The sequence below is a fragment of the Pusillimonas sp. MFBS29 genome, assembly GCF_020687695.1.
Taxonomy (GTDB): Bacteria; Pseudomonadota; Gammaproteobacteria; order Burkholderiales; family Burkholderiaceae_B; genus Pusillimonas_C.
Genome location: NZ_JAJEWL010000002.1, coordinates 60631 through 87068 on the forward strand (window position 1 = coordinate 60631; position 26438 = coordinate 87068).

Annotated in this window: 22 protein-coding genes; 13 read left to right on the forward strand and 9 right to left on the reverse strand. The window is 57.5% G+C overall.

Translation table 11 applies throughout. The features are described from left to right. Positions 1 to 2: 2 nt before the first annotated feature. A complete protein-coding gene (gene queF / locus LKR43_RS02945) occupies positions 3 to 827 on the reverse strand; it encodes an NADPH-dependent 7-cyano-7-deazaguanine reductase QueF (protein WP_227682359.1) in 825 nt (274 codons plus the stop codon). A 321-nt stretch (positions 828 to 1148) separates the two neighbouring features. Here queF and aceA point away from each other — a divergent pair, with 321 nt between their 5' ends. The 10 genes from aceA to LKR43_RS02995 all read left to right on the forward strand — a co-directional run bounded on the left by aceA (position 1149) and on the right by LKR43_RS02995 (position 9184). Continuing rightward, complete coding sequence (gene aceA / locus LKR43_RS02950; RefSeq protein ID WP_227682360.1) at positions 1149 to 2474, forward strand: isocitrate lyase; 1326 nt, start codon at positions 1149 to 1151, stop codon at positions 2472 to 2474. Positions 2475 to 2644: 170 nt separating this feature from the next. After that, on the forward strand, positions 2645 to 3604 hold the full coding sequence (locus tag LKR43_RS02955; RefSeq protein ID WP_227682361.1) for a hypothetical protein: 960 nt from the start codon (positions 2645 to 2647) through the stop codon (positions 3602 to 3604). A gap of 9 nt (positions 3605 to 3613) precedes the next feature. Further along, entirely contained in the window at positions 3614 to 3766 is a 153-nt protein-coding gene (gene ccoS / locus LKR43_RS02960; protein WP_180029368.1) for a cbb3-type cytochrome oxidase assembly protein CcoS, read from the forward strand. A gap of 139 nt (positions 3767 to 3905) precedes the next feature. Continuing rightward, positions 3906 to 5390 carry a cytochrome-c oxidase, cbb3-type subunit I gene (ccoN, locus tag LKR43_RS02965; protein WP_227682362.1) on the forward strand — a complete coding sequence of 495 codons (1485 nt, stop codon included), beginning with the start codon at positions 3906 to 3908 and terminating at the stop codon, positions 5388 to 5390. Positions 5391 to 5401: 11 nt separating this feature from the next. Then, a complete protein-coding gene (gene ccoO / locus LKR43_RS02970; protein WP_227682363.1) occupies positions 5402 to 6058 on the forward strand; it encodes a cytochrome-c oxidase, cbb3-type subunit II in 657 nt (218 codons plus the stop codon). Then, the gene (locus tag LKR43_RS02975) at positions 6059 to 6232 is read left to right on the forward strand and encodes a CcoQ/FixQ family Cbb3-type cytochrome c oxidase assembly chaperone (protein ID WP_227682364.1); all 174 of its coding nucleotides are present in this window, start codon (positions 6059 to 6061) and stop codon (positions 6230 to 6232) included. Further along, positions 6225 to 7148 carry a cytochrome-c oxidase, cbb3-type subunit III gene (gene ccoP / locus LKR43_RS02980; RefSeq protein WP_227682365.1) on the forward strand — a complete coding sequence of 308 codons (924 nt, stop codon included), beginning with the start codon at positions 6225 to 6227 and terminating at the stop codon, positions 7146 to 7148. Before LKR43_RS02975 ends, ccoP begins: the two co-directional genes overlap by 8 nt. 10 nt (positions 7149 to 7158) lie before the next feature. Next, a complete protein-coding gene (gene ccoG / locus LKR43_RS02985) occupies positions 7159 to 8661 on the forward strand; it encodes a cytochrome c oxidase accessory protein CcoG (protein WP_227682366.1) in 1503 nt (500 codons plus the stop codon). A 15-nt stretch (positions 8662 to 8676) separates the two neighbouring features. Next, positions 8677 to 8907 (forward strand): FixH family protein, encoded by a 231-nt coding sequence (locus tag LKR43_RS02990; protein WP_227682367.1) that lies wholly within the window; start codon positions 8677 to 8679, stop codon positions 8905 to 8907. A 22-nt stretch (positions 8908 to 8929) separates the two neighbouring features. Continuing rightward, positions 8930 to 9184: a hypothetical protein gene (locus tag LKR43_RS02995; RefSeq protein WP_227682368.1), complete on the forward strand. Its 255-nt coding sequence runs from the start codon at positions 8930 to 8932 to the stop codon at positions 9182 to 9184. A 14-nt stretch (positions 9185 to 9198) separates the two neighbouring features. Here LKR43_RS02995 and fnr read toward each other — a convergent pair whose 3' ends face one another. From fnr to LKR43_RS03010, 3 genes are all read right to left on the reverse strand, one after another. Next, positions 9199 to 9927 carry a fumarate/nitrate reduction transcriptional regulator Fnr gene (gene fnr, locus LKR43_RS03000; protein ID WP_227682369.1) on the reverse strand — a complete coding sequence of 243 codons (729 nt, stop codon included), beginning with the start codon at positions 9925 to 9927 and terminating at the stop codon, positions 9199 to 9201. 127 nt (positions 9928 to 10054) lie between these two features. Next, positions 10055 to 10390 (reverse strand): type II toxin-antitoxin system PemK/MazF family toxin, encoded by a 336-nt coding sequence (locus tag LKR43_RS03005; protein WP_227682370.1) that lies wholly within the window; start codon positions 10388 to 10390, stop codon positions 10055 to 10057. Between the two features lie 28 nt (positions 10391 to 10418). After that, positions 10419 to 10673: an AbrB/MazE/SpoVT family DNA-binding domain-containing protein gene (locus tag LKR43_RS03010; protein ID WP_227682371.1), complete on the reverse strand. Its 255-nt coding sequence runs from the start codon at positions 10671 to 10673 to the stop codon at positions 10419 to 10421. Between the two features lie 130 nt (positions 10674 to 10803). Between LKR43_RS03010 and clpB the strand changes: the two genes are divergently transcribed. Further along, positions 10804 to 13398 (forward strand): ATP-dependent chaperone ClpB, encoded by a 2595-nt coding sequence (gene clpB, locus LKR43_RS03015; protein WP_227682372.1) that lies wholly within the window; start codon positions 10804 to 10806, stop codon positions 13396 to 13398. A 304-nt stretch (positions 13399 to 13702) separates the two neighbouring features. On the opposite strand, the gene LKR43_RS03020 is transcribed toward clpB, so the two are convergent. Further along, positions 13703 to 14383: an epoxyqueuosine reductase QueH gene (locus LKR43_RS03020; RefSeq protein WP_227682373.1), complete on the reverse strand. Its 681-nt coding sequence runs from the start codon at positions 14381 to 14383 to the stop codon at positions 13703 to 13705. 59 nt (positions 14384 to 14442) lie between these two features. Then, positions 14443 to 17214, reverse strand: a complete 2772-nt coding sequence (gene glnE, locus LKR43_RS03025; RefSeq protein WP_227682374.1) for a bifunctional [glutamate--ammonia ligase]-adenylyl-L-tyrosine phosphorylase/[glutamate--ammonia-ligase] adenylyltransferase — start codon at positions 17212 to 17214, stop codon at positions 14443 to 14445. A 110-nt stretch (positions 17215 to 17324) separates the two neighbouring features. Here glnE and LKR43_RS03030 point away from each other — a divergent pair, with 110 nt between their 5' ends. Beyond that, positions 17325 to 20999: a YhdP family protein gene (locus LKR43_RS03030; RefSeq protein ID WP_227682375.1), complete on the forward strand. Its 3675-nt coding sequence runs from the start codon at positions 17325 to 17327 to the stop codon at positions 20997 to 20999. Positions 21000 to 21091: 92 nt separating this feature from the next. Here LKR43_RS03030 and gdhA read toward each other — a convergent pair whose 3' ends face one another. From gdhA to trxA, 3 genes are all read right to left on the reverse strand, one after another. Beyond that, positions 21092 to 22435 carry an NADP-specific glutamate dehydrogenase gene (gene gdhA, locus LKR43_RS03035; RefSeq protein WP_227682376.1) on the reverse strand — a complete coding sequence of 448 codons (1344 nt, stop codon included), beginning with the start codon at positions 22433 to 22435 and terminating at the stop codon, positions 21092 to 21094. 152 nt (positions 22436 to 22587) lie between these two features. Beyond that, positions 22588 to 23844 carry a transcription termination factor Rho gene (rho, locus tag LKR43_RS03040; protein WP_227682377.1) on the reverse strand — a complete coding sequence of 419 codons (1257 nt, stop codon included), beginning with the start codon at positions 23842 to 23844 and terminating at the stop codon, positions 22588 to 22590. 66 nt (positions 23845 to 23910) lie between these two features. Next, complete coding sequence (trxA, locus tag LKR43_RS03045; protein ID WP_227682378.1) at positions 23911 to 24237, reverse strand: thioredoxin TrxA; 327 nt, start codon at positions 24235 to 24237, stop codon at positions 23911 to 23913. A 239-nt stretch (positions 24238 to 24476) separates the two neighbouring features. Here trxA and LKR43_RS03050 point away from each other — a divergent pair, with 239 nt between their 5' ends. Next, entirely contained in the window at positions 24477 to 26438 is a 1962-nt protein-coding gene (locus LKR43_RS03050; RefSeq protein ID WP_227682379.1) for a DNA topoisomerase IV subunit B, read from the forward strand.

The following is a 26438-nucleotide window of genomic DNA, read 5'->3' on the forward strand; positions in this document are numbered from 1 at the left end:
GGTTATTGCCGGGCTGTGCGGAACTGGCTGACGCTGGCCGGGGTGCTGCTGCGCCAGGGGTTGATGTCCAGGCCGCCGCGTCGCGTGTAGCGTGCATAAACGGTCAGTGTCTCAGGCTGACAGGCTTGCCAGATATCACAGTACATTTTCTCGACACAATGCTCGTGAAACTCGGTATGACGACGCAGCGATACAACGTAGCGCAGCAATGCGTCGCGATCAATTTGTGGTCCCGTATAGCGTACCTGCACGCTTCCCCAATCGGGCTGTCCGGTGACCGGGCAATTGGATTTGAGCAGATCCGACACCAGCGTTTCCGTCACAACGGTGGCCGACGGCAGGCATTGCAGCAGGCCGGGTGACGGTTCGTAGGTGCTGATTGCTATGTCGGCATCATCAATGTTGATTCCTTCCATGGGCGCATGTTGCACGATGGACTGCGGGCCGAGCGGCTGCAGTTCCACGCCTACATCGGCGCCGGCAGCTCGGCCAAGATCAGTTTTCAGGATCTGACTCACGGCCTCGGCATGCTCGAAACGCTCTTCACTGAAGGAGTTCAGATACAGCTTGAATGACTTGGATTCGACCAGGTTGGGGCTGAAGTGAGGGAATACAAATCGGGCCAGGGCAACCACCGGTTTGCCTTTTGGCGTCAGCCACGACAATTCGTAGGCGTTCCAGATGTCGTCGCCATACCAGGTTGCCGGGATGGCAAGTGCAGCGCGATTGCTTGCACGAGCGACAGGAAAGAGCAGCCCGGCGTCGTAAGTATCGGGGTAGATTGTTTCGTGGCCTAGTGGTGCGTTGGCGAGGGCAGGGTCTTGCATGGTTTCTGATGGCTTGGTAAGAAAATTCCGGGATATGGCGGGTGCGCAATGTCAGCTCTCATTGTACTTGCCAGGCTTCTGTTCTCGTATGGTGAAAAATCGCTTCCGCATTATGAAAACAGCCTGCTGCGTTGCATGATTGATCATTTCATACCAGAAAATATTATTCCACTATATAAAAATAGTTTTATAAGTTAATGTTTTTAAAAACAAATATTTTTAGTCTTATATAAGACATAAGTGTTATATGCTGCGCAACAAAGGCGTAGACTTTTCCCATCGATTTCTGCTTTTGTTTTTAACTTTTCAAGGAACATCATCATGAGCACACGGGAAAACGAAATACGCAATTTGCAAAAGAGCTGGGCTGAAGACCCCCGCTGGCAGGGCATCAAACGTGGTTATGGTGCCGAAGAGGTCGTGCGCTTGCGTGGCTCGGTGCAGGTCGAGCATACCCTGGCACGCCGTGGTGCCGAGAAGCTGTGGGGCTTGCTGCACTCCGAGCCGTTTGTGAATTCCCTGGGGGCCCTGACCGGCAACCAGGCCATGCAGCAGGTCAAGGCCGGGCTCAAGGCCATCTATCTTTCTGGCTGGCAGGTTGCCGGCGATGCGAATGGCGCGGGCGAGATGTATCCCGATCAATCGCTGTATCCGGCCAATTCGGTTCCGCAAGTCGTGCGCCGCATCAATAACGCCTTGACCCGCTGCGATCAGATCCAGTGGATGGAGGGCAAGAACCCGCAAGATGCTGACTATATCGACTACTTCGCTCCGATTGTGGCTGACGCCGAGGCCGGCTTTGGTGGTGTGCTCAATGCGTTTGAACTGATGAAGGCCATGATAGAAGCCGGTGCTGCCGGGGTGCACTTCGAAGATCAGCTGGCATCGGTCAAGAAATGTGGCCACATGGGCGGTAAAGTGCTGGTTCCCACGCGCGACGCCGTTGCAAAGCTGGTTTCGGCCCGTCTGGCTGCCGACGTACTGGGCGTACCCACGCTGTTGCTGGCGCGTACCGATGCGGACGCTGCAGACCTGGTGACCAGCGACATTGATGAAAACGATCATCCCTTCATTACCGGCGAGCGTACTCCGGAAGGCTTTTTCCGTACCCGCGCCGGTATCGAGCAGGGTATTTCGCGTGGCCTGGCCTATGCGCCTTACGCGGATTTGCTCTGGTGCGAAACGTCGACCCCCAACCTTGAGTATGCCCGTCAGTTCGCCGAGGCCATACACCGCCGGTTCCCCGGAAAAATGCTGGCCTACAACTGCTCGCCGTCGTTCAACTGGAAGAAGAATCTTGATGACTCGACGATCGCCAAGTTCCAGCGTGAACTGGGCGCCATGGGTTACAAGTTCCAGTTCATCACCCTGGCTGGCTTCCACGCCTTGAACTACGGCATGTTCGAGCTGGCTCATGGCTACGCACGTCGCCAGATGAGCGCCTTCGTCGAGTTGCAGCAGAAGGAATTTGCCGCTGCCGACTTGGGGTTCACCGCCGTGAAGCACCAGCGGGAAGTGGGCACAGGTTACTTCGATGCCGTCACCCAGACGATAGAAGGCGGGCAGTCCTCGACCACTGCCCTGACCGGGTCGACCGAAGAAGCCCAATTCGAGTCTGACACAGCGGCAGACCGCAAAGTCGCCTGAATAGTGCAGTAACGCAAGGATCAAATCAGGCGTAAAATCATCCGGGCGGGATGGTTTTACGCCTTTCTTGCATTTTGCGGTCACGGCCAGACTGGCCGGCAAATATCAATGTTTTCATAATCTTGATTTAGATCAAGTTGTCTTTGAGGTCATTTGTTATATTGCCTGTCATGCGCGCATTCTCCATTTTCTCCACCCCGGGTGGCTTGTCCGATCACGACCGTGAAAAACGGCGTCATATGCTGGCGCGCATGGGTTTGGGGTGGCTTGCCATGATGCAGGTCATGATGTTTGCGTTTCCGGGCTACCTGCGCTCGGAAAGCATGGCGCCCGAGAATCTTCAGTTGCTTGACCAGGCAATCTTCCTGATGAACTGGATCAGCCTGATCCTGACCGTGCCGGTCATGTTTTACTGTGCCTGGCCGGTATGGCGCGGCGCGCTGGATACCCTGCGGCATGGCCGCGTAGGCATGGACGTGCCGGTTGCATTGGGTATTGTTGCCGCCTTCATTCCCAGCGCGATCACAACCTGGACGGGCAGGGGAGAAGTCTATTTCGATTCCGTCACCATGTTCGTGGCCTTTCTCCTGACGGCGCGTTACCTGGAGCTCTGTGCGCGCCAGTCCGTTGGGGGCGATCAGGTACATCAATACATAGAACAGTTTCGCCAGAGTGTATCTGTGCGCGCCAACCGGGTAGCTTTCTGGTTTGTACTGGTACAGCTTGTGCTGGCGTTCCTCGTTGGCGCCTTCTGGTACTTCTACTCTCCCGAGCACGCCATCGGAGTCATGGTGGCTTTGCTGGTCATGAGCTGCCCCTGTGCCATGGCCATGGCCGTGCCCACGGCTGTTGCCGCGGCTCATGCCTGTCATTCCGCAGCCCCCGCCGGTGCGGGGCCTGATCCTCTGCGACTGGTTCAGGCAACCAGCGCCGTCGCTCGTCAGAATTTGTATGGTTCGGTAGCCTGGCATCTGCTTATGACGCCTCTGGCTGCATTTGGACTGGTTGCGCCATGGCTGGCCGCCATCACCATGCTGCTTTCATCACTGGCTGTTGCCGCCAATTCGTGGCGTCTGTTCCGCAAGTTTTCCGGGCTGCGCGGCGATTGGCAGATGGCTGCGGCGGCATAGGGGCAGGGAATGGAAGCCTCCTTGTTCCTGTTGCTGCCCATCTCTTTGCTGCTGGTGATCCTGATAGGCGTGGCATTCTGGTGGGCCATATTTTCCGGTCAGTTCGACAATACCAATCAGGCAGCCGAGTCCATCCTTCACGATAACGATACTGACGGTTGATGTTTTTTTTATAAAGTGTGGCGCGAAAGCGTCAGTGTTGACTGCAAGCGGTTCTTCTTGATGCAGGTCAAGGAGAGCAATCCACTCTTGCATGAAGATGCTGGCGTCTCGCATTGTTTATTTGTTTTAGGGGAAGCTCATGGGCACTTCCGATACTGTCGGAACTCAGGCCGAGGTCTTCAATTACCGCGTGGTCAGGCAGTTTACGATCGCTACGGTATTTTGGGGCGTTGTTGGCATGGCGGTCGGGGTACTGATTGCCGCGCAACTGATCTGGCCGGAATTGAATTTCAATACACCTTGGTTCAGCTACGGACGCCTGCGTCCCTTGCATACCAACGGCGTGATTTTTGCTTTCGGAGGCAGTGCATTGTTTGCCACTGCCTATTATGTCGTGCAACGCACCTGTCAGGCGCGGTTGTTCAGTGACAAGCTGGCTGCCTTCACTTTCTGGGGCTGGCAAGTCGTTCTGGTTGCTGCAGTCATTACCCTTCCCCTGGGTTATACCAGCACCAAAGAATATGCCGAACTCGAATGGCCCATCGACATCCTGATCACGTTGGTCTGGGTTGCTTTCGCCGTGGTGTTTTTTGGCACCATCGCCAAGCGCCGGGTCAAGCACATCTATGTGGCCAACTGGTTCTTCGGATCGTATATCCTGACCATTGCCGTGCTGCACATTTTTAACAACCTCGAGCTGCCCGTCAGCATGTGGAAGTCGTATTCGGTGTATGCCGGTGTGCAGGATGCCATGGTGCAGTGGTGGTACGGCCACAACGCGGTGGGCTTTTTCCTGACCACCAGCTTCCTGGGCATGATGTATTACTTCGTGCCCAAGCAGGCCGGGCGCCCCATCTATTCGTATCGCCTGTCCATCGTGCACTTCTGGGCGCTGGCCTTTACATACATGTGGGCCGGTCCGCACCATTTGCTGTACACCTCGCTGCCTGACTGGACCCAGACACTGGGCATGGCGCTCTCGCTGATCCTGCTGGCACCTTCCTGGGGCGGCATGATCAACGGGATCATGACCATGTCGGGTGCCTGGCACAAGTTGCGCACCGATCCCATCCTGAAATTCCTGGTGGTGGCGCTGTCGTTCTATGGCATGTCTACCTTTGAAGGCTCGATGATGTCCATACGAACGGTCAATGCCTTGTCGCACTACACCGACTGGACGGTCGGCCACGTGCACTCCGGTGCGCTGGGCTGGGTCGCCATGATTACCTTTGGTTCGTTCTATTACATGATTCCCCGTTTATACGGCCGCACCTCGATGGCCAGCATGAAGCTGGTGGAGCTGCACTTCTGGGTCGCCACCCTGGGCGTGGTGCTGTACATCAGTTCGATGTGGATTGCCGGGGTCATGCAAGGCCTCATGTGGAGCGCCACGGGTGAGGACGGCACGCTGACCTACAGCTTTGTCGAGGCAGTAAAGGCGACCTATCCCTTCTACGCCATACGCTTGATGGGCGGGCTGCTGTTCCTGTCGGGCATGTGCATCATGGCATGGAATACCTGGATAACCGTGAAAGGCCAGCCCAAGGTCAATCCTGCTGTGCCGCTGTATAGTCCCGACGCGCGTGATCCTGCATTTATCGGTCCGGCTTCTGCGACGGCATAAGGAGAGCATAAATGACCAAAAAGAGTACCGGTTTTTCTCACAAAATGATTGAAACCAACGTTGGCCTGCTGATCATCCTGAGTATCGCCGTCATCTCGTTCGCCGGCCTTGCACAGATTGTTCCGCTGTTCTTTCAGCACTCCACGACCCAGGCCACGCCGGGCGTGGAGCCCTACGAGCCGCTGAATCTGGTGGGTCGCGACGTCTATATCCGCGAAGGCTGTGTAGGCTGCCACTCACAGCAAATCCGTATGCTCAGCTCCGAAGTGCAGCGCTACGGCCCGTATTCGCTGGCCGGTGAGTCCCGCTACGATCATCCCTTCCTGTGGGGGTCCAAGCGCACCGGGCCCGACCTGGCTCGCGTGGGCGGACGCTACTCCGACGACTGGCATCGCGTGCATTTGCGCGATCCGCGTGATGTCGTGAAAGAGTCCAACATGCCTGCCTATCCGTGGCTGCAGCACAATTCGGTTGAGAACGAGAATGTGCAGGACCGCATGAAGGTGCTGCGCAAACTGGGCGTGCCTTATACCGACGAGCAAATCGAAAAAGCACCCGAGCAGCTCAAGGGCAAGACGGAAGAAGATGCATTGGTTGCCTACCTGCAAGGTTTGGGTGTGGCTGGCCGTGCCGCCGCTGCCAAGGCTGTCGCTGAAGGAGAACTGTAAATGGCCGTGCTCAATGCAGTGGCGACGATTTTCGCCATGCTGACTTTCCTGGGAATCGTCTGGTGGGCATTTTCACGTGGCCGGACCCAGGCCAATTACGAAGCATCCATGCTGCCTTTTTCCGTTCCCGACGAAGGCGCCCTGGAAAAGAAAGTAGGGGGCTCTCATGAGTGATTTTTTCAGTGGCTTCTGGAGCTACTTCATCACCATTATCGCCTTGGGTGGCGTCGTGTTCTGCCTGTGGCTGCTGTACACGCAACGCGCCTGGCTCAAGCAAACCGCACCAGAGGTCGAAGAAACCGGCCATGTCTGGGATGGCGACCTGACGGAATTCAATACACCAGTGCCGCGCTGGTGGACGGTGTTCTACATCGGTCTCTGTATCGCCGCCCTGGCCCTGTTCTTTCTGTACCCGGGCCTGGGAACGTACAAAGGGTCTTTGGGCTATACCTCGGCAGGTCAGGTCAAGGCGCAGCAAGAGGCGCTCAATGAGCGTATCAGGCCCGTTTACGCCCGCTATCAGCAAATGTCCATCCCCGAGGTGGCACAGGACCCCGATGCGCGGCAGATCGGACAACGTCTGTTCCTGAACAATTGTGCGCAATGCCATGGTTCTGACGCCCGCGGCAGCAGTAACTTTCCGAACCTGGCGGATGGCGACTGGCTATATGGCGGTGCGCCAGAGCAAATCATGCAAACGATCACCAAGGGTCGTCATGGCATGATGCCGCCCTGGAGCGCGCAGATCAAACCAGCCGAGGCGGCCGACATTGCGCAATATGTACGGTCCCTGTCTGGCCTTGCCAGCGACTCCCTCAGGGTCGTGCCCGGCAAGCGCGGTTTCGATATGTTCTGCGTAGCCTGCCACGGCGTGGATGGCAAGGGCAATACGGCTTTGGGTGCCCCCAACCTGACCGACGGTGTCTGGCTGTACGGCAGCTCTGAAGCCACCATCGTGGAAACCATTCTTAATGGTCGCACGAACATCATGCCCGCTCAGGAAGGCATTCTTACCGAAGATCAGATTCGTATGCTCACAGCGTGGGTATGGGGACTGACCAACCAGGGTACAAGCACCACCGCAAACTAAAGGCATCATCATGAGTAGTAACGAACCACCCGTCAAGCCGGACAACGAGCAAACCGCCCAGGAAGCACCTGCATGGCGTCCGCCAACGGTCCGCAAGGCGGGAGGAACGTCTCCTCAAGTCGAGAAGGCGCTGTCCGAGGTTCGAACCAAGATCTATCCGCGCTCGGTCAGTGGCATTTTCGCGCGCTGGCGGATCATCATGGTTTTTGTTACCCAACTGATCTTCTATGGTTTGCCCTGGTTGCAATGGAATGGTCGCCAGGCCGTGCTTTTCGACCTGGCTGCCCGCAAGTTTTACTTGTTCGGCATGGTGTTGTGGCCGCAAGACGTCATTTATCTTGCCGTATTGCTGGTCATCTCTGCTTTTGCTTTGTTTCTGTTCACGGCGATGGCGGGCCGCTTGTTTTGCGGCTACGCCTGCCCTCAAACGGTTTATACCGAAATCTTCATGTGGGTCGAGCGCCGTATCGAGGGTGACAGGCTCGCCCGCATACGGCTCGATGAGCAACCCTGGAATGCGCGCAAGATACGCCTGAAGGCCACCAAACACATTATCTGGATTTTGATAGCCTGGTGGACCGGATCCACCTTCATCGGCTATTTTGCCCCCATACGCGAACTGGGCATGGGATTGCTGACACTGTCGCTAGGCCCGTGGCAATGGTTCTGGATGGTGTTCTACGCCTTCGCCACCTGGGGCAATGCCGGCTTCATGCGTGAAGCGGTCTGTAAATACATGTGCCCCTATGCACGCTTCCAAAGCGTCATGGTCGATGACGATACCTTTGTGGTGACTTACGATCACGTGCGTGGTGAGCCGCGTGGCGGGCGTTCACGCCGTATCGATCACAAAGAAGCCGGCATGGGTGATTGTGTCGATTGCAGTCTGTGTGTGCAGGTCTGCCCGACCGGCATCGATATCCGTGATGGCCTGCAGTATATGTGCATAGGCTGTGGCGCTTGTGTCGATGCCTGTGACACCGTCATGGACAAAATGAATTACGAACGTGGCCTGATACGTTATACCTCGGGTCGCGCGATTACCGATGGAATGACACAAAGTCAGGTGCGCAAGCGAATGTTGCGTCCTCGTGTGTTGATCTACTCGGCCGTCCTGGCCCTGATTGCCATTACCTTTGTAGTGTCGCTGGCTACCCGTACGACCCTGCGCATGGATATCATCCGCGACCGCGGTGCGCTCGGAAGAGAAGTGCCCGGTGGCATGATAGAAAACGTGTATCGCCTGCAGTTCATGAATGCTTCGGAGTCTCCGCTGACCATCAGGCTCAGTGCCTCGGGTGTTCCGCAGGTTACGGTGGTTACCGTCGACCAGGGAGAATCCACGGTACAGGTCGATGCTGCGTCCAACAAGATGGTTCCGGTCGTCGTGCGGATGCCGGTAGGTCAGGCGGATCCTGGTTTGCACGATATCGAGCTCACGGCGGTTGCTTCCTACCAGGAAGCTGCCGACACCACGGTGGTCGAGCGTTCCAGCTTCTTCGTGCCAAAATAAGGGCAGGAGTACCGTATGTCACAGAAGAAAATTCACACAGGAAAAACCGATCAGGGGCCCTGGTGGCGCGAACCCTGGCCCTGGATCATCATGGCAGGGCCATTTCTGGCTATAGTTGGGTGTATTATCACTATCGTGCTGGCATTTCAGAATACCGGCAACAAGGTTATTACAGATGGTGGCGTCAAACGGGGGCTGGTGGTTACCCAGCAAGAACAGGCGCCGGCATCCGAACCACAACAATAGATTGTGTCAAGGAGACCCGTACATGCAGCGTCGTTCGTTAATGTGGATTTTATGGCCGTCCTTTCTGGTAGGCGCAGCTACCAGCGCCACCGTATTTGCCTTGGTTGATCCACTCGACATTACATTTCTGGGGTATTTGCAGGCTACCCGGCAGCAGGTCTATGCCGGTGGATTCTTTCTGTTCTGGCTGATGGCGGCGCTCTCGAGCGCGCTCACCCTGCACATGGCGCCGCGCGGGCAGATCCTCGACGAATTCGGCGATCCGATAGAAGGCTGAGTGCCGCTGCGGCGTCAGCCGCAGTCGGTACCCGACAATACCTTCAAGCCCTGCATGTCCAGAATATGCACTTCCCTTTGGTGCACCCGTATCAGGCCGTCGCGCGCAAAGCGTGAAAACAGGCGGCTGACGGTCTCCAGTGTCAGGCCCAGATAGTTGCCGATTTCTTCGCGGCTCATGCGCAGGATAAACTCGGTAGAGGAATACCCCAGAGCAGCCAGGCGCTGCGAAAGATTGATCAGAAATGCAGCCAGCCGTTGCTCGGAGCGCAAGGCACCCAGCGACATGACCAACTGGTGAGCGCGGCTGATTTCCTTGCTCATGAGACGGCGCAGCTGCTGTTGCAATATAGGCAGATGATGCGAAAGAGCATCGAGCTCGTCGATACGAATCACACAGACTTCACTGTCTTCAAGTGCCAGGGCATGCGAGACATGGGTATTGTCGACCAGGCCATCCATGCCGATGATTTCGCCCGGCAACAGAAAGCCCGTGATCTGAACCTGGCCAGATGCATCCTCCAGTTGCGTCTTGAGCGAGCCCGAGCGTATGCCATACACAGCCTCGGTCGGATCACCCAGGCGGAACAGTGCGCTGCCTTTGGGCACCCGTATGCGTTCCTTGATGAGCTCGTCGAGTTTGTTGATATCGCCGCGTTGCATGCCCAGCGGCAGGCAGATCTCGTTCAACATGCAGGTTGAGCAGCGCGTGGAGTCGGGTGTTACGTTGATTCTTTTTTGCATGCGATCGTCCTGAGGACGCAAAGTATTGGCTGGTTCGGCCGGACATGGCCATTATTCGGACCAGGGTTAATCCCGGGCCGTATAATTGATTTGTATCAAGTATACGGTAGCAAAGCGTAATTGGCAGTCAGGACTTTGAAACAAGTGCCAGTAGCTTCGCTCGTACCTGTGCCAGCTCGGTTACGCCAGCACGCCCATGATGGCTGATGCTGGCGTGGGCCCAGTCTATGCTCTTGATCTGATCGGACAGCACGGCCACAGGACGGTCGGAGTCGAGTATGACTTCGAAGGGATAGCCTTTGATGTCGGTTGAGATCGCACAGCAGACCATGAGCCCGGTTTTCTTATTGTAAGCCATGGGACTGAGTACCAACGCTGCTTTGTAACTGTCGACGCCATGGCCGATTTGTTCAAAGTGTACGTGGACGATGTCTCCGGTATCGGGCGTATAGCGTTTGTTCATATCAATTCCCCCCTTTGCGTTGACAGGGCTATTCGCCTGCCGCGCCGAAGTCTATCTCGGGATGCAGGTTCTTGGGCTTGATGCCGCTTAGTAGTTGCCCCAGCAGGTATTCCTGCTCGCGCAGGGGCTGGATTACGATGGAGTTACGTTCGAGCCGGATCTCGACGATGTCGTCAGGACTTAGCTTGAGCGATTTGAGCATCGAGGAGGGCAGACGGATTGCCGCGCTATTGCCCCATTTCTTGATTGCACCGCGCATGGCCTTCTCCTTGAAAATGGGCATGAAACTCACCCCTGTTAGTGTAATCGTTGTCTCGCCTTTGATGTAAGCCCCTGTGACCCTTGAAATTTTTCACTTCAGCCGCACATATTCACTATTCGGGCGATAGCCCCCACCATTCAGTGAAAAGATCATGCGATTCGATAAACTTACCACCAAGTTTCAGCAGGCTATTGCCGACGCGCAAAGTCTTGCTGTCAAAAACGACAATCAATATATAGAACCCGCACACGTGCTGGCCGCCCTGCTTGCCGATGCTGACAGCGGAGCCGCCAGTCTGCTGGCCCGTTCCGGCGTTGCCGTCAAGCGCTTGGCCACCAGTGTGGATACCCTGATAGAAGGCCTGCCACGGGTGCAGGGTGCGGAAGGCAATATACAGGTCAGCCGCGACCTGCAGACGGTACTTGCCCGTACGGACAAAGAAGCGTCCAATCGCGGCGACACCTATATTGCCAGCGAACTGTTTCTGCTGGCGCTGTCTGACGACAAAGGGGAAGCTGGACGCTTGCTGCGTGAGGCCGGCTTGCAACGCAAAGCCCTGGAAACCGCCATCGAGGCAGTACGTGGCGGTGCGTCGATGTCCGACTCCGAGGGTGAATCCAACCGCGAAGCCCTGGCCAAATACACCACAGACCTTACCGAGCGTGCCCGACTGGGCAAGCTGGACCCGGTCATAGGCCGCGATGACGAAATCCGTCGCTCCATACAGATTCTGCAGCGCCGCACCAAAAACAACCCGGTTCTGATCGGTGAGCCTGGCGTGGGCAAGACCGCCATCGTTGAAGGGCTGGCCCAACGCATCGTCAACAACGAGGTGCCTGAAACGCTGAAAGGCAAGCGCGTGCTGTCGCTGGATATGGCTGCCTTGCTGGCAGGAGCCAAGTACCGTGGCGAGTTCGAGGAACGCCTGAAGGCCGTCCTGAAGGAACTGTCGCAGGACGACGGTCGAACCATTGTATTTATCGACGAGCTGCACACCATGGTGGGCGCCGGCAAGGCTGAAGGCGCCATGGATGCCGGCAATATGCTCAAGCCGGCCTTGTCCAGGGGCGAGCTGCACTGCATCGGCGCCACGACGCTCGACGAATACCGCAAGTACATTGAAAAAGATGCTGCGCTGGAGCGCCGTTTCCAGAAAGTACTGATCAACGAGCCCGATGTGGAATCGACCATTGCCATATTGCGCGGGCTGCAGGAGCGCTACGAGCTGCACCATGGCGTGGCCATCACCGACCCCGCCATTGTGGCGGCCGCCGAGCTGTCCAATCGTTACATCACCGATCGTTTCCTGCCTGACAAGGCCATAGACCTGATCGATGAGGCGGCAGCACGGATACGCATGGAAATCGACTCCAAGCCCGAAGTCATGGACAGACTGGACCGCCGCATCATTCAGTTGAAGATCGAGCGCGAGGCTGTCAACAAAGACACTGACGAAGGCTCGCAACGCAGGCTCAAGGCGATTGAAGATGAGCTGGTCAAGTTGCAGCGTGAATACAACGACTTTGAAGAAGTCTGGAAGTCGGAAAAAGCCGCTGTGCAGGGTTCGCAAGCCATCAAGGAAGAAATCGAGCGCGTCCGTGCAGAGATGGCGGAGCTGCAGCGCAAGGGGCAGTTCGACAAGCTGGCCGAGCTGCAGTATGGCAAGCTGCCGGAACTCGAAGGCCGCTTGCAGTCGGCCGAGGAAAGCCAGCAGCAGAAAGAAGAGACCGACCGGCCACGCCTTCTGCGTACCCAGGTGGGTGCCGAAGAGATCGCCGAGGTCGTTTCGCGCGCCACGGGCATTCCTGTCTCCAAGATGATGCAGGGTGAACGCGACAAGCTGCTGAAAATGGAAGACTTCCTGCATCAGCGTGTGGTGGGCCAGGACGAGGCCGTCACTTTGGTGGCCGATGCCATACGCCGCTCGCGTGCCGGATTGTCAGATCCGTCAAGGCCCTACGGTTCCTTCCTGTTCCTTGGGCCTACCGGTGTGGGCAAGACCGAACTGACCAAGGCCCTGGCGAATTTCCTGTTCGACTCGGAAGAGCACATGATACGCATCGATATGAGCGAGTTCATGGAGAAGCATTCGGTCGCACGCCTGATCGGTGCGCCTCCGGGCTATGTGGGCTACGAAGAGGGCGGCTACCTGACCGAGGCGGTCAGGCGCAAGCCCTATAGCGTGGTCTTGCTGGACGAGGTCGAGAAGGCCCACCCCGATGTCTTCAACGTGTTGTTGCAGGTGCTTGATGATGGCCGGCTGACCGATGGCCAGGGCCGCACTGTGGATTTCCGCAATACGGTGATCATCATGACTTCGAATCTGGGTTCGCAGCATATCCAGAGCATGGCCGGCCAGCCTTACGAGGTGGTGAAGGAAGTGATCTGGGATGAACTCAAGCAGTCATTCCGGCCCGAGTTCCTGAACCGCATAGATGAGGTGGTGGTGTTTCATGGTCTGGAAGCCAAGCATATTGAGTCCATTGCACGAATTCAGCTGCAACGCCTGGGTCAGCGCCTGGCCGAAAGGGATATGCGACTCGAGGTGTCGGATGCCGCTCTGGCGCAACTGGCACGCGCCGGTTTTGATCCGGTGTTCGGGGCGCGTCCCTTGAAGCGTGCGATTCAGCAGCATATCGAGAATCCGGTTGCGCGGCTGATTCTGGAGGGCAAGTTCGGGCCCAAGGATGTAGTGCCCGTGGATTGGCAGGATGACGAGTTCGTGTTCTCACGGACCCTGCAGTAATCGACGAGCCGGCGGGCCTGAAGGTGGTTCGCCGGCACGCTGAGTCTGGGGGGGGTGTATGCAGGGCAGAGCAGGCGTTTAGGCGTGCGCCGCGTGCTACGGAAGGGAAGCCGGGGGCAGTCGGCGGGCGCTGTCTGACCGAGCGCAGCGAGGGAGTTCGCCCGCCGCCCGGCTGGACGACGTAGACGCGGAAGCAAGCGCGCCGTGCCTGCGCCGCCCTGCATACACCCCCCAGACGTCTTTCAAGCGGCTGGCGAACCACCTTCAGGCCCGCCGGCGGTGATCAGAACCTGGCCGGTGTACATCAGGACTCGGGCGGAGGATTGAGCGTCAGCTCATCCTTGCCATAGAACTTGATCCCTATTTTGATACGGTCGCGCCCCTGGGCACGACGATGACGGTTGGTATCGCGCAGCGAATACACACAACCACAGTATTCCTGCTGATAGAACTCTTCGCGCTTGCTGATTTCTATCATGCGGGCTGAACCGCCACCCTTGCGCCAGTTGTAGGTCCAGTAGATCAGTTCGGGATAGCGTGCTGCCGCGCGCTCGCCACAACCATTGATCTGGTTCATGTCCTTCCAGCGCGAAATCCCCAATGAACTGCTGATGGTGTCAAAGCCGTGTTCATGCGCATACAAGGCCGTACGCTCAAAGCGCATGTCAAAGCATACCGTGCAGCGCGCGCCACGCTCAGGCTCGTCTTCCAGACCCTTGACCCGCTCGAACCAGTTGTCGCGATCATAATCGGCATCGATGAACTCGATATTGTGCTGCTGGGCGAAGCGGATATTTTCTTCCTTGCGGATCTCGTACTCGCGGTCGGGATGGATATTGGGATTGTAGAAATAGATGGAGTAGTCAATGCCCGAGGCCGTCATGGCCTCCATGACCTCGCCCGAGCAGGGGGCACAGCAAGAATGCAGCAGCACCTTCTTGCGGTTATCGGGCAAAACGAGCTTGGGGCGTTGAAAAGTAGACATGGCAAAAAAAGCTGCCGCAGTTAAGGCAACTGTGCTGATGAGTGGCTGAAAGTCCTATTTTAGTCTTCTATCACCTGATTCCAAAGCGCGTGCACCGCCGCACGTTCTTCAGTGAGCTGATCATTGGGCACACGTGCCTTTTCGGCACCCTGCAAACGCAGGGCATGCTGCCGTTTCCTGAAGGAACGGTAAGCGTCACCCGCCCTGGAGGCCAGGCCGGAGGGAATCAGCCCTGATTCGGCGGCCAGCCGCAGCAGCGTGATATTGCCGAGATTTTCGAGCAGGGCGGGGTGCTGTTGCGCATGACAGAGCACCATATACTGCGTGACGAACTCGATATCCACCATGCCGCCCCGATCATGTTTCAGGTCAAAATCCTGGGTGGGATTCGGGTGACCGGCACTGATCTTCTGACGCATTCCGCGTACTTCCTCTTTGAACGCTACAGGATCACGCGGGAGCAGTAGCACCTGCCGGCGGATTTGTTCGAATCGCTGTCCGATTTCAGGGTCTCCGGTAATGAAGCGGGCCCGGGTAATGGCCTGGTGCTCCCAGGCCCATGCGTGATGAGTCTGATACTGTTCAAAGGCGTCGATCGACACGGCAAGCAGGCCGGCATCGCCGTCAGGGCGCAGCCTCAGGTCGATTTCGTAGAGTCGACCGGATGAGGTCATGGTGGATAACCACGACACCATGCGACGACCCAGCTTGGCATACAGCTCGCTCGCCTCATCGGTGGGCTCGTCGTACAGGAACACCAGATCAAGGTCGGAGGCGTAACCCAGCTCTTTGCCACCCAGGCGGCCGTAGGCAATGATGGCGAAACGGGGCGGAGCCAGGTTGTCGCGCTTGCCGCGGGGCTGCACGGCAGGCCACACACGGTTTATCGTTTCGGCCAGCATCATGTCTGCCAGCGCCGAAAGCCGGTCGCCCAACTGTTCTACCGTTAGTACGCCTTCCAGATCCTGGGCCAGGAGCTGAAAGGTGATCTGGTGCTGCGTGTCGCGCATCAGGTTCATTTGTTGCTCGATATCGGGCTGCCCGTCGGCCAGGACGCAGGCATCGAGCTCGTCGTGCAATTGCCGCGCGATCTGCTCAAAATCGGGCGGAGCGAGCAGCGAATGCCATTCGATCAGACTATCGAGCAGCATGGGATAGCGGGTCAGGAATTCAGAGGCCCAGGTGCTTGCGCTGATGATACGGGTGACACGTGCGAGGGTCTCGGGGTACTCGGCCAGCAAGGCAAGATAGGCACTACGCTGGGCGATATGCTCGATCAGGGCCAGCAGCCTGACCGCCGTGGTTTCCGGTGATTCCGTTCTGGCTGCCATATCGACGACGGTGGGCAGCAGGGCTTCCACGCGTTTTCGGCTGGTGCCCGACAGGCTGCGGATGCGGTGGCTGTCGAGAAAGGACTCGACCCGTTGCGATACCGCTTGCGCCTGATCACCTATACGTTGCTGGATATGGTCGCCCAGGTCGGCGCAGGGTGCCTGCGACTGGCTGGGTGTGGCGTCGTCGCCATCGTCGTTGCCCATGCCCGCGATTCTGAAGGCGTTGCGAAAGGTTTTCGAGACGAATGCGCGCAGCGCCGCGAGCTTTTCCTCGAAGGCGTCCTGCTCCATACCCATGGCGTGGGCCAGGTCGGTACATGCTTGCGGGTCACGCGGCAGCAGATGGGTCTGCTCGTCGTCGCGATACTGCAGCAGGTGCTCGACCTGTCGCAGAAAATCATAGGCAACGGCCAGTTGTTCAGCTACGTCGGCTGCGATGAGTCCGGCCTTGTTCTGCTTGTCGAGGGCAGCGAGCAGCCCACGCTGTTGCAGTGAAGGCATGCGCCCACCCCGTATCAGCTGACTAAGCTGTACGACGAACTCTATTTCACGGATGCCGCCTTCGCCCAGCTTGATATTGTGCACGGTATCCACCCCGTTGCGGGCCAGCGCACGTTTCTGCCAGTCCAGCCGTATGCGTTCGCGCAAGCCGCGCAACGCGGCCAGTGCGTCGAAATCAAAATACTTGCGGTAGACAAAAGGCTTGCGCAAGGCTTCCAGCTGTTCGATTTGTGAACGAGGTGCGCTGTCTGGAAAGGCCTGGCAGCGGATGACCCGTCCTTTGAGCCAGGCATATCTTTCCCATTCCCGACCCTGGGTGACCAGATAGTTCTCCAGTGCATCCAGGCTCCAGGCCAGGGGGCCGGAGTCGCCGTCTGGACGCAGGCGCAGGTCAGTGCGAAAAACCTGGCCATCGGCATCGATTTCGGACAGCACCGGCATCATGCGCTGCGTGACGCGGCCGTAGAATTCGTGGTGGCTGATCTTGCGGCGTCCGGTGGTTTCGCCTTCTTCGCCATAGATCATGATCAGATCGATGTCTGATGATACATTCAGTTCCTTGCCACCGAGCTTGCCCATTCCTACAATTAACAGCTCCTGGGGCTTGCCCGTGTTGGGGTCAACGGGTACGCCGTGTGTTTCGGCCAGGCTGGCGGCAACGCTTCTATAGGCTTCGGCCACCGCCAGATCAGCCAGTACAGACATGGCACCCGTAACTTCCTGCAAGGATGCGGTGCGGTTCAGGTCACGTACCATCGCCGTGAAGAATACGCGTTCGCGCAGCTTGCGCAGTACGCGTCGCACATCGCTTACGGCCAGGATGGCATCGGTTTCGTCGCCTTTGAGCTCGTAAAACCACTGCAGTATGGTTTTGCGGTTAAGTGTCTGGCTGGCTGCATTGATCAGCCATTGTTCAAAAGCCGTATTGGCGATTAGTTTGCGGCGCAGTGCACCTGACCAGCGCAGTGCGGGCTCTAATATGGTGGCTTCAGACATAAGGAATGCAAAAATAAGGAAATAGCAGTAGCTCGACTGCCAAAAAAACGGGTACAACCCAAGATACACAAATATTACAGGCCCCGGTTCAATCTGTGCTTCAATTTTCTTTGTCCCTCCTAAAGCTTGTCGGAAAAGTAGCGCTGATTGCATACTTTGTGCTGGGGCTTTTGTTTCTGGGTGCCCGCTACTGGTTTTTTCCCAATATCGACCAATGGCGCCCCCGCATCGAGCAGCACCTGTCAGATGCGCTCAACGCCAATGTCAGCCTCGGGCCCATAGCGGTCGACTGGAAGGGGCTGAACCCCCGGCTGCGGGCCCAGGACGTCGAGTTCACTGATACAGACGAGCGCAGCCTGCTCGAGGTTCCGTCCGTGCAGGCAACGATCAGCTGGCGTAGTCTGTTCAGCGGTCAGCTGGAACTGGACAACCTTGAGGCAACCGGGCTGGATGTCACACTACGCCGTGATATGCACGACGAGGTCTGGGTCATGGGACGCTCGTTCAGTCTGGGCAAACCGGTTTCGTCACCTGAAAAGGCCAGCGGCGTACTCGACTGGCTACTGGATCAGCGCCAGATCAGGCTAGGTGCCGCCACGCTGCGCTGGATCGACGAAGAACGAAGTGCACCTCCTTTGGTACTGGAACAGGTCAACTTGACGTTGACCAATCAGCATACCGATCATCGCTTTATGCTGCAGGCCGATATTCCCGAGGCATTGGGAACATCGCTGGACCTGCGCGGTGAATTCGCACATACCCCGCGGGATAAGTCTGCGCCGCTGGATTTGAACGAAGGGCGGGGGCAGTTGTATGCGCACGTAGAGAATATGCATCCCGTGGGGTGGGCACCCTGGATAGACTTGCCGCAAAGCTTCAGGTCGGGTCAGTTATCGGTGCGCAGCTGGCTCAAGTTCAATGAAGGCGCCGTACAGTCCCTGACGTCGGATATCAGAGTGCTGAACGGGCACTGGTCGTCCACGCAATATGGGGCCAGGGCAGCTTATGTGCGTCTGTTCATGTCCGGCCCTTGGGATGATTACCAGCGCCTGCTTGCACAGGATGGCGCTACACCGGTTGTGCCCGATCCGGATCAGGCCGATGGGGTGGAATATCGTCTGCTGGCGCAGGCGCTCGAGATCGAGGCGCCCGCCGTATTCGAACTTCCGCTGACGTTGGACGATCTGGTGTCGCGGGGCAAGGTACAGCGCCCGGATATGGGCTGGCAGGTTCAGGCCGCACAGCTGGATCTGGCCAGTCAGAGCCTGAAAGCAAGCCTGCATGGCAACTGGCGCCAGCACGGCCTGGATTCGGCAGGCCTGATCGATATGCAAGGCAAGATCACGCATTTGTCCGTTCCAGCGATCCGGAACTACCTGCCCAGCGATATCAACCAGGATGCTCGTGACTGGCTTGGGTACGGTCTGGTTGCCGGCAATATTACCGATGCCAGCCTGGTCCTGCAGGGCTACCTGGATGATTTCCCCTTCAATAATGAGATGGAGCAGGGCGACTTCCGGATGGAAGGCCGGTTCGCCGATACGATCATTGATTATCTGCCGGCCCAGGGCAAGGAGCCAGGATGGCCACGCCTGGTTGACATGCACGGCCGTGTAACGTTGAACGGTGCGGATCTGACCCTTTTTGCCGAGCAGGCTGTCATGTGGCCGGCGACCGGGAAATCCATACAGCTGCATGATGTGCAGGCACGCATCCCCGACCTTGAAAGCGACCCTGTACTCAGCATTGCGGGCGAGACGACGGCGCCTGCCAGTACTTATCTTGCCTTGATGACGCATAGTCCTTTGGGTGAAATGCTTGACAGGCAATTTAATGACTCGACCGCCACTGGCAACTGGGATGTGCCGCTGGCACTGACGATACCGCTGATGCATAGCCGGGACACCACGGTGAAAGGCTCGATACGCTTCACCGACAACGATGTGCGCCTTACGCCTGAAATGCCTGCGTACACCAATGTAAAGGGGACGCTGGATTTCACCGATACGGGTTTTGCCACGACTGGCCTGAAAGGTCAGCTGCTGGGTGGGCTGCTCACGCTCGAAGGCGGCGTAGGGGGGGCACAGAAGGGCTTGCAGATGCATGGCACAACCACGGCCAGCGCGCTGACCGACTACACCGGTCTTGAAGGCATGAAGCGGCTGACGGGGCGTACAGCCTACAAGGCAAGTCTGCAGCAGGGCAAAGGCAAATACAGAGGCTATATCCTGGATATTCATTCCGACTTAAGCGGAATGGCCCTGAACTTTCCGCCGCCCCTGGGCAAGTCTGCAGGGCAGGCCTTGCCCTTGCACATTACATGGCGGCGCCTTGCCGACGGCAAGAGTGCGTCGTTGGACGTTGCGTTGGGCGACCAGATCAAGGCCAGTCTGTTGCACCAGGAAGGCCTGAAGGATACGGCCTATTTTCACGCGGGTGCGTTGGGCGTCAATCAGCCGTTGGATCTGCCTGCCTCGGGCATGATGCTGGATTTACGCTATCCACGCGTGGATATCGATGCCTGGAGGTCGCTGATTACGGAGTTCTCCAACACCTTGCCGGGCGTGGCCGGCACCCGTAGCCAGCCACTGCTGCCGGCCGTCCATCAAGTGCGGCTACAGTCCGACAAGGTGACATTCCAGGGGGCGATGCTCGATACCCTTACCTTTACGGCCAGTCATCCAGAACCACAGCAGTGGCGGGTAGACATCAGTTCGTCCCAAACGGCCGGTACCTTGCTCTGGCGCATGGCGAATGGCCGGATAGCCGGCCATGTAGATGCCAGTTTTGACCGCCTGTCCCTGGGCAGCGAGCAGAAGAAGGCAGCTACCGCGGAGCACGAAGAACTACAGTTCACCGACGAGCTGGATATTCCTGGCGTGAATCTGCATATCAGGAAATTTCGTCTGTACGGACAAAACGTCGGTGAGCTCTCGTTGACCGGTGTGAATCAATCGCGCGGGGTTCTGTGGCGCCTGGAGCGCTTGGTGTTGAAGAGCCCTTCGGCCGAGTTGAGCGGTTCGGGTGAGTGGCGGCTGCGGGGGGCAAATCGCGGTTTGTCGCTGGATGCCGAAGCGCGTATTACCGACCTGGGTGCTTATCTGGATCAGATCGGCCAGGAAGATGTGATGAAGGCAGGAGAGGGCACCGTCAAGGGCAAGCTTGAATGGCACAACATGCCGTGGGCATTCAGCAAGTCGGATCTGGACGGAGAGATCACATTCAATTTAAGCAAGGGACGTTTCAGCATGCTGAACTCCTATTCCGCGCGCTTGCTTGAGCTTCTGTCGCTGCAATCGGTCAAGCGCCTGGCGCGTCTGGATTTCAATCCGGCCGGTTTGACCAAGGAAGGCTTCCCCTATGACGAACTGCTGGGAACGGTGACGGTGGGCAAGGGGCTGATGCGCACCAGTAACTATCGTGTGATCGGGCCGGTTGGCACCATAGTGATAGGCGGTGACATCAACCTGGTCAGTAAACTGCTGAATCTGGAGGCTGTCGTCATTCCGAATCTGGATATCAGTGGTGCCGCCGTTGCGGCCGGTATCGCCATCAATCCCATTGTGGGCGTGGGCGCCTTTCTGACGCAATGGCTGCTGCAGGCGCCGCTGGCCAAGGCGATGACGGTGCAATATCAAATCAACGGTGCCTGGGACGATCCGAAAATTACCGAGATATCAGGCTCGTCAACAGCAGCCCGAAACGATACACCCGCCGAGAAGCCGGCCAGGCCTCGGCCCAAAGTCGAGCCCCAAAGACAATTCGAGGAGCGTCTGGAGCATTAGGAGCCGGAGCGGTAAAAACTCAGGGCCTGTCGAGCCCGGATGACGGTTCCGGTCTGGACAGGCCCCGCAGGGTGCTGTGCTGGAGCAGCAGCTTAATAGATGCCTTGCTGCAGCATGGCGTCAGCCACTTTGACAAAACCGGCGATATTGGCGCCATTCACATAGTTGACCTTGCCGTCCGGCGTCGTGCCGTGCGCAACGCAGTTCTCGTGGATGTCGCGCATAATGGCGTGCAGCTTGCTGTCGACCTGTTCGCGGGTCCAGTGCAGACGTTGTGCGTTCTGGCTCATTTCAAGGCCGGAAACGGCTACGCCGCCGGCATTGCTGGCCTTTCCGGGTGCATACAGGATGCCGGCGTGCAGGAAGGCCTCGACCGCATCCAGGCTGGTAGGCATGTTTGCGCCTTCGGCCACACAGCGTACGCCGTTGCGGATCAAGGTCTGGGCGTCTTCAAGCTCAAGTTCGTTCTGGGTGGCGCAGGGCAGGGCGACATCGACCGGAACATGCCAGGGGCGCTTGCCTGCTTCATAGACCAGGTTGAATTGCTTGGCGTAATCCTGAACTCGACCGCGCTGCTCGTTTTTGATGCAAATGAGTGCAGCAAGTTTTTCCGGTGTAAAGCCTGCCTTGTCTATGACAGTACCGTGAGAGTCTGAAACCGTGATGACCCTGGCGCCCAGCTGCATGCACTTCTGGATGGCGTACTGTGCAACGTTGCCGGAACCGGACACCGATACCGTATAGCCCTCAATGGACTGCTTGGCGTGCTTGAGCATTTCTTCGGCAAAATAGACGGTACCGTAGCCGGTGGCTTCCGGGCGTACCAGGCTGCCGCCAAAGCTCAGGCCCTTGCCGGTAAAGACACTGGCCGACGAGTTGGAGATCTTTTTCATCATGCCGGTCATGAAGCCGACTTCGCGTGCACCAACGCCGATGTCGCCTGCCGGCACATCGGTGTCCGGGCCCAGGTGACGGTAAAGCTCGATGATCAGGGACTGACAGAAGCGCATGACTTCGCCGTCGGACTTGCCTTTGGGATCGAAATCGGATCCGCCTTTGCCGCCACCCATGGGCAATGTGGTCAGTGCATTCTTGAAGGTCTGCTCAAAGGCCAGGAACTTCAGAATGGACAGGTTGACCGAAGGGTGAAAGCGCATGCCGCCTTTGAACGGACCGATGGCTGAGCTGTGCTGGATACGGAAGCCGCGGTTGGTTTGAACCTTGCCGTGGTCGTCGACCCAGGAAATACGAAACTGGATGACACGTTCCGGCTCGACCAGGCGTTCCAGCAACCCTTGTTCTGCGTATTTCGGGTTTTGCTCGATGAAGGGCCACAAGCTGTTCATGACCTCTTTGACGGCCTGCATGAACTCCGGCTGATGCGGGTCACGTGCGCTGATCTGGTCAAGAAACTGGTCGAGGGTAAGTAGTGTCATCAAGTATGCTCTGTTGAAGTTACTGAGTAAGCAAGACTCAGCGGAGATTGAAAGTAAATGTCCTGGGCGTCGTGGATACCGGTGCTGCGAAGAGCAGGGGGATATCGCAAGTAAGCCTCTCGTTAGAGAGGCTTACAGGTGTGACTTGCCGCTTATTTTTTCATCATGTCGAAAAACTCGGAGTTGGTCTTGGTTGCGCGAATCTTGTCCAAAATGAACTCCATTGCTTCGATTTCATCCATGTCGTGTATGAATTTGCGAAGCACCCAGACTTTTTGCAGCAACTCGGGTTTGATCAACAGCTCTTCGCGGCGTGTTCCTGATTTGTTCAGGTTGATGGCCGGGTAGACGCGCTTTTCTGCCAGGCGGCGTTCAAGGTGAACCTCGGCGTTGCCTGTGCCTTTGAATTCTTCATAAATGACTTCGTCCATGCGGCTGCCGGTTTCCACCAGCGCGGTGCCGATAATGGTCAGCGAACCACCTTCCTCGACATTGCGGGCAGCACCAAAGAAGCGCTTGGGACGTTGCAATGCATTGGCGTCGACACCGCCGGTAAGCACTTTGCCGGAAGCCGGCACTACCGTGTTGTAGGCGCGGGCCAGGCGGGTGATGGAGTCGAGCAGGATAACGACGTCTTTCTTGAGTTCGACCAGCCGTTTGGCTTTCTCGATGACCATTTCGGCGACCTGGACGTGGCGTGTGGCAGGCTCATCGAAGGTGGACGCCACGACCTCGCCGCGCACGGTGCGCTGCATTTCCGTAACTTCTTCGGGACGCTCATCGACCAGCATGACGATCATGACGGCTTCAGGGTAATTGGTGCTTATGGCATGTGCAATATGCTGCATCATGACTGTTTTACCCGATTTCGGGCTGGCAACGATCAGGGCGCGCTGGCCTTTGCCTATAGGGGCGAAGATATCCAGTATGCGTCCTGTGGTGTTCTCTTCGCTTCTTATATTGCGTTCAAGCGTCATGACCTCGTCAGGGTGCAAGGGCGTAAGGTTCTCAAACATAATGCGATGCTTGATGGTCTCGGGCTGCATGCCGTTGACCTTGTCGACCTTGACCAGTGCAAAGTAACGCTCGCCATCTTTGGGTGTGCGAACCTCGCCTTCTATGGAGTCACCCGTGTGCAAATTGAACCGGCGGATCTGCGACGGAGAAATGTAGATGTCGTCCGGGCTGGCCAGATACGAAGTTTCAGGCGAACGCAAGAAGCCGAAACCGTCGGGCAACACTTCCAGCACACCGTCTCCGAAAATCTGTTCGCCCTGCTTGGCGCGCCGCTTCATGATGGCAAACATCAATTCCTGCTTGCGCAGACGGCTGGCGTTATCGATTTCGAGTTCGGCGGCCATTTCCAGCAACTTGGAAACGTGCTGTGTTTTTAATTCGGTGAGGTGCATGTGAGAAGAGAGAGGGGTTTGCCGGGTATGGCGAGCCTGGAGAAGGCTCGCGCGCAAAAAACGGATTTACAGGGATTCGTCCAGGAATGCGCTTAGTTGGGATTTTGAGAGTGCGCCTACTTTGGTGGCGGTTGCCTTGCCGTCTTTGAACAGCATGAGTGTCGGGATGCCACGAACGCCGAATTTAGCGGCGGTGTCGGGGTTTTCGTCGACATTGACCTTGGCAATAATAACACGGTCGCCATATTGCTTGGCGGCTTCGTCAAGCAGAGGGGCGATCATTTTGCAGGGGCCACACCATTCGGCCCAGTAGTCGACCAATACAGGTACGTCGGAGTTGATGACGTCTGCCTCGAATGAGGCGTCGCTCACGTGTTTAATAGATTCGCTCATGGTAAATGGGAAAGAGAGTTGGATAACTGAAGGCGATACGGCAAGCCGGTACAGCAGCGCGATGCGCACAGTGTATTCTGTACGGGGCTTGCATGGTTATTGCTTTAATTTCTGAAAGCATACCACTGTAGGCGCTACTGCGCACGGTCACGTTGCGCTGGTGCTGCATGCCGGCTTTTTGCTGTGTGTGCACTTTCCGTAAAATACCGCATTCTTTTCAGCAAAAATTCGAGACTAAATTGGCTACACCACGCTACGACGAAGCATCCATTCGGGTATTGAAGGGCCTGGAACCCGTCAAGCAACGGCCCGGCATGTACACCCGCACCGACAACCCCCTGCATATCGTCCAGGAGGTCATCGACAACGCGGCCGATGAGGCGCTGGCAGGTTTTGGCACGCAGATCAAGGTCACGCTGCATACCGACGGCAGCATATCGGTTGAAGACGACGGACGGGGCATTCCGGTTGGTTTGCACCCTGAAGAGCATGCGCCAGTCGTCGAGCTTGTGTTCACCCGTCTGCATGCGGGCGGCAAGTTCGACAAGAAATCGGCCGGTGCCTATGCTTTTTCGGGTGGCTTGCACGGCGTGGGTGTCTCTGTCACGAATGCGCTGTCCACCCGGCTCGAGGTGCTGGTCTGGCGTGATGGCAAGGCTCATGAACTGGTTTTCGCCGATGGCGCGGTACAGACTCCCTTGCGGGCGCTCGAACCGGTCGCACGCAAGAAGACGGGCACGCGCGTACGGGTCTGGCCTGATCCCAAGTATTTCGATACCGCCGCGCTGCCTATGGCCGAACTGACCCATGCCTTGCGCAGCAAGGCTGTTCTGCTGAACGGCATCAAGGTAAGCCTGACGCTCGAGAAAACAGGCGAAACCCGCGAGTGGCAGTATCAGGATGGTTTGCGAGGTTACCTGGAAGAGGCCCTGACTGACATCGAAAAAGTCGTTCCCTTGTTTGAGGGCAGACAGTACGCTGCGGAAGACGACGAAACCTATGCCGAAGGCGAGGGTGCGCAGTGGGTGATTGCCTGGACGCTCGAAGGTCCGGTGGTGCGCGAGTCTTACGTTAATCTGATCGCCACGACCGCCGGCGGCACCCACGAGGCGGGTTTGCGTGATGGCCTGTTTAACGCTGTGAAGTCCTTTGCTGAGCTGCACGGCCTGATTCCCAAAGGGGTGAAGTTGCTGGCAGACGACGTCTTTGCACGCGCCAGCTTTGTGTTGTCGGCCAAGGTTCTGGACCCGCAGTTCCAGGGTCAGATCAAGGAAAAGCTGAACAGCCGTGACGCCGTGAGGCTGGTGGGCGGTTTCGTCAAGAATGCGCTGGATCTTTGGCTTAATGCCAATGTGGAATACGGCAAGAAGCTGGCCGATGCGGCCATCAGACAGGCCCAGGCCAGGGCCCGTTCGTCCAAGAAGATTGAAAAGCGCAAAAGCTCAGGCGTGGCGGTTCTGCCAGGCAAGTTGACCGATTGCGAGTCCGATGACGTTACTCGCACCGAGCTGTTTCTGGTCGAAGGTGATTCTGCGGGCGGATCGGCCAAAATGGGGCGCGACAAAGAGTTCCAGGCCATTCTGCCTTTGCGTGGCAAGGTGCTCAATTCCTGGGAGGTCGATCGCGACCGGCTTTTCGCCAACAACGAGATCCACGATATTGCCGTGGCCATCGGGGTGGATCCGCATGGCTCCGGCGATGCTCCCGACCTGTCCGGCCTGCGTTATGGACATATTTGCATCCTGTCCGACGCCGACGTAGACGGATCGCACATACAGGTTTTGCTGCTGACCCTGTTTTTCAGGCATTTCCCCAAGCTCATCGAGGCAGGACACGTTTATATTGCCCGTCCGCCCCTGTTTCGTGTCGATGTGCCGGCCGCAGGCAAGCGACCGGCCCGCAAACTGTATTGCCTGGATCAGGGTGAGCTGGACGTGGTTCAGGACAAGCTGCGCAAAGAAGGCGTGCGTGAAAGTTCCTGGAGCATCAGCCGCTTCAAGGGGCTGGGCGAAATGAATGCCGAGCAGCTTTGGGACACCACCATGAATCCCGACACCCGCCGGCTGGTGCCCGTGAGCTGCGGCGAATTGGGTGTGGCCGGCACCACCGAGATGTTCGACATGCTGATGGCCAAAGGCGAATCGGCGCAGCGCCGCAGCTGGCTGGAAGAAAAAGGCAATCTGGCCGAGATCGACGTTTAA

Excerpts from the sequence above, each read along its gene's own strand:
- ccoO (WP_227682363.1), top strand. The coding sequence starts at position 5,402 with ATGACCAAAAAGAGTACCGGTTTTTCTCACAAAATGATTGAAACCAAC.
- fnr (WP_227682369.1), bottom strand. The coding sequence starts at position 9,927 with ATGCAAAAAAGAATCAACGTAACACCCGACTCCACGCGCTGCTCAACC.
- LKR43_RS03005 (WP_227682370.1), bottom strand. The coding sequence starts at position 10,390 with ATGAACAAACGCTATACGCCCGATACCGGAGACATCGTCCACGTACAC.
- glnE (WP_227682374.1), bottom strand. The coding sequence starts at position 17,214 with ATGTCTGAAGCCACCATATTAGAGCCCGCACTGCGCTGGTCAGGTGCA.
- ccoG (WP_227682366.1), top strand. The coding sequence starts at position 7,159 with ATGAGTAGTAACGAACCACCCGTCAAGCCGGACAACGAGCAAACCGCC.
- clpB (WP_227682372.1), top strand. The coding sequence starts at position 10,804 with ATGCGATTCGATAAACTTACCACCAAGTTTCAGCAGGCTATTGCCGAC.
- ccoN (WP_227682362.1), top strand. The coding sequence starts at position 3,906 with ATGGGCACTTCCGATACTGTCGGAACTCAGGCCGAGGTCTTCAATTAC.
- ccoS (WP_180029368.1), top strand. The coding sequence starts at position 3,614 with ATGGAAGCCTCCTTGTTCCTGTTGCTGCCCATCTCTTTGCTGCTGGTG.
- LKR43_RS03010 (WP_227682371.1), bottom strand. The coding sequence starts at position 10,673 with ATGCCCATTTTCAAGGAGAAGGCCATGCGCGGTGCAATCAAGAAATGG.
- ccoP (WP_227682365.1), top strand. The coding sequence starts at position 6,225 with ATGAGTGATTTTTTCAGTGGCTTCTGGAGCTACTTCATCACCATTATC.
- trxA (WP_227682378.1), bottom strand. The coding sequence starts at position 24,237 with ATGAGCGAATCTATTAAACACGTGAGCGACGCCTCATTCGAGGCAGAC.
- gdhA (WP_227682376.1), bottom strand. The coding sequence starts at position 22,435 with ATGACACTACTTACCCTCGACCAGTTTCTTGACCAGATCAGCGCACGT.
- rho (WP_227682377.1), bottom strand. The coding sequence starts at position 23,844 with ATGCACCTCACCGAATTAAAAACACAGCACGTTTCCAAGTTGCTGGAA.
- aceA (WP_227682360.1), top strand. The coding sequence starts at position 1,149 with ATGAGCACACGGGAAAACGAAATACGCAATTTGCAAAAGAGCTGGGCT.
- queF (WP_227682359.1), bottom strand. The coding sequence starts at position 827 with ATGCAAGACCCTGCCCTCGCCAACGCACCACTAGGCCACGAAACAATC.
- LKR43_RS02975 (WP_227682364.1), top strand. The coding sequence starts at position 6,059 with ATGGCCGTGCTCAATGCAGTGGCGACGATTTTCGCCATGCTGACTTTC.
- LKR43_RS02990 (WP_227682367.1), top strand. The coding sequence starts at position 8,677 with ATGTCACAGAAGAAAATTCACACAGGAAAAACCGATCAGGGGCCCTGG.
- LKR43_RS02955 (WP_227682361.1), top strand. The coding sequence starts at position 2,645 with ATGCGCGCATTCTCCATTTTCTCCACCCCGGGTGGCTTGTCCGATCAC.
- LKR43_RS02995 (WP_227682368.1), top strand. The coding sequence starts at position 8,930 with ATGCAGCGTCGTTCGTTAATGTGGATTTTATGGCCGTCCTTTCTGGTA.
- LKR43_RS03020 (WP_227682373.1), bottom strand. The coding sequence starts at position 14,383 with ATGTCTACTTTTCAACGCCCCAAGCTCGTTTTGCCCGATAACCGCAAG.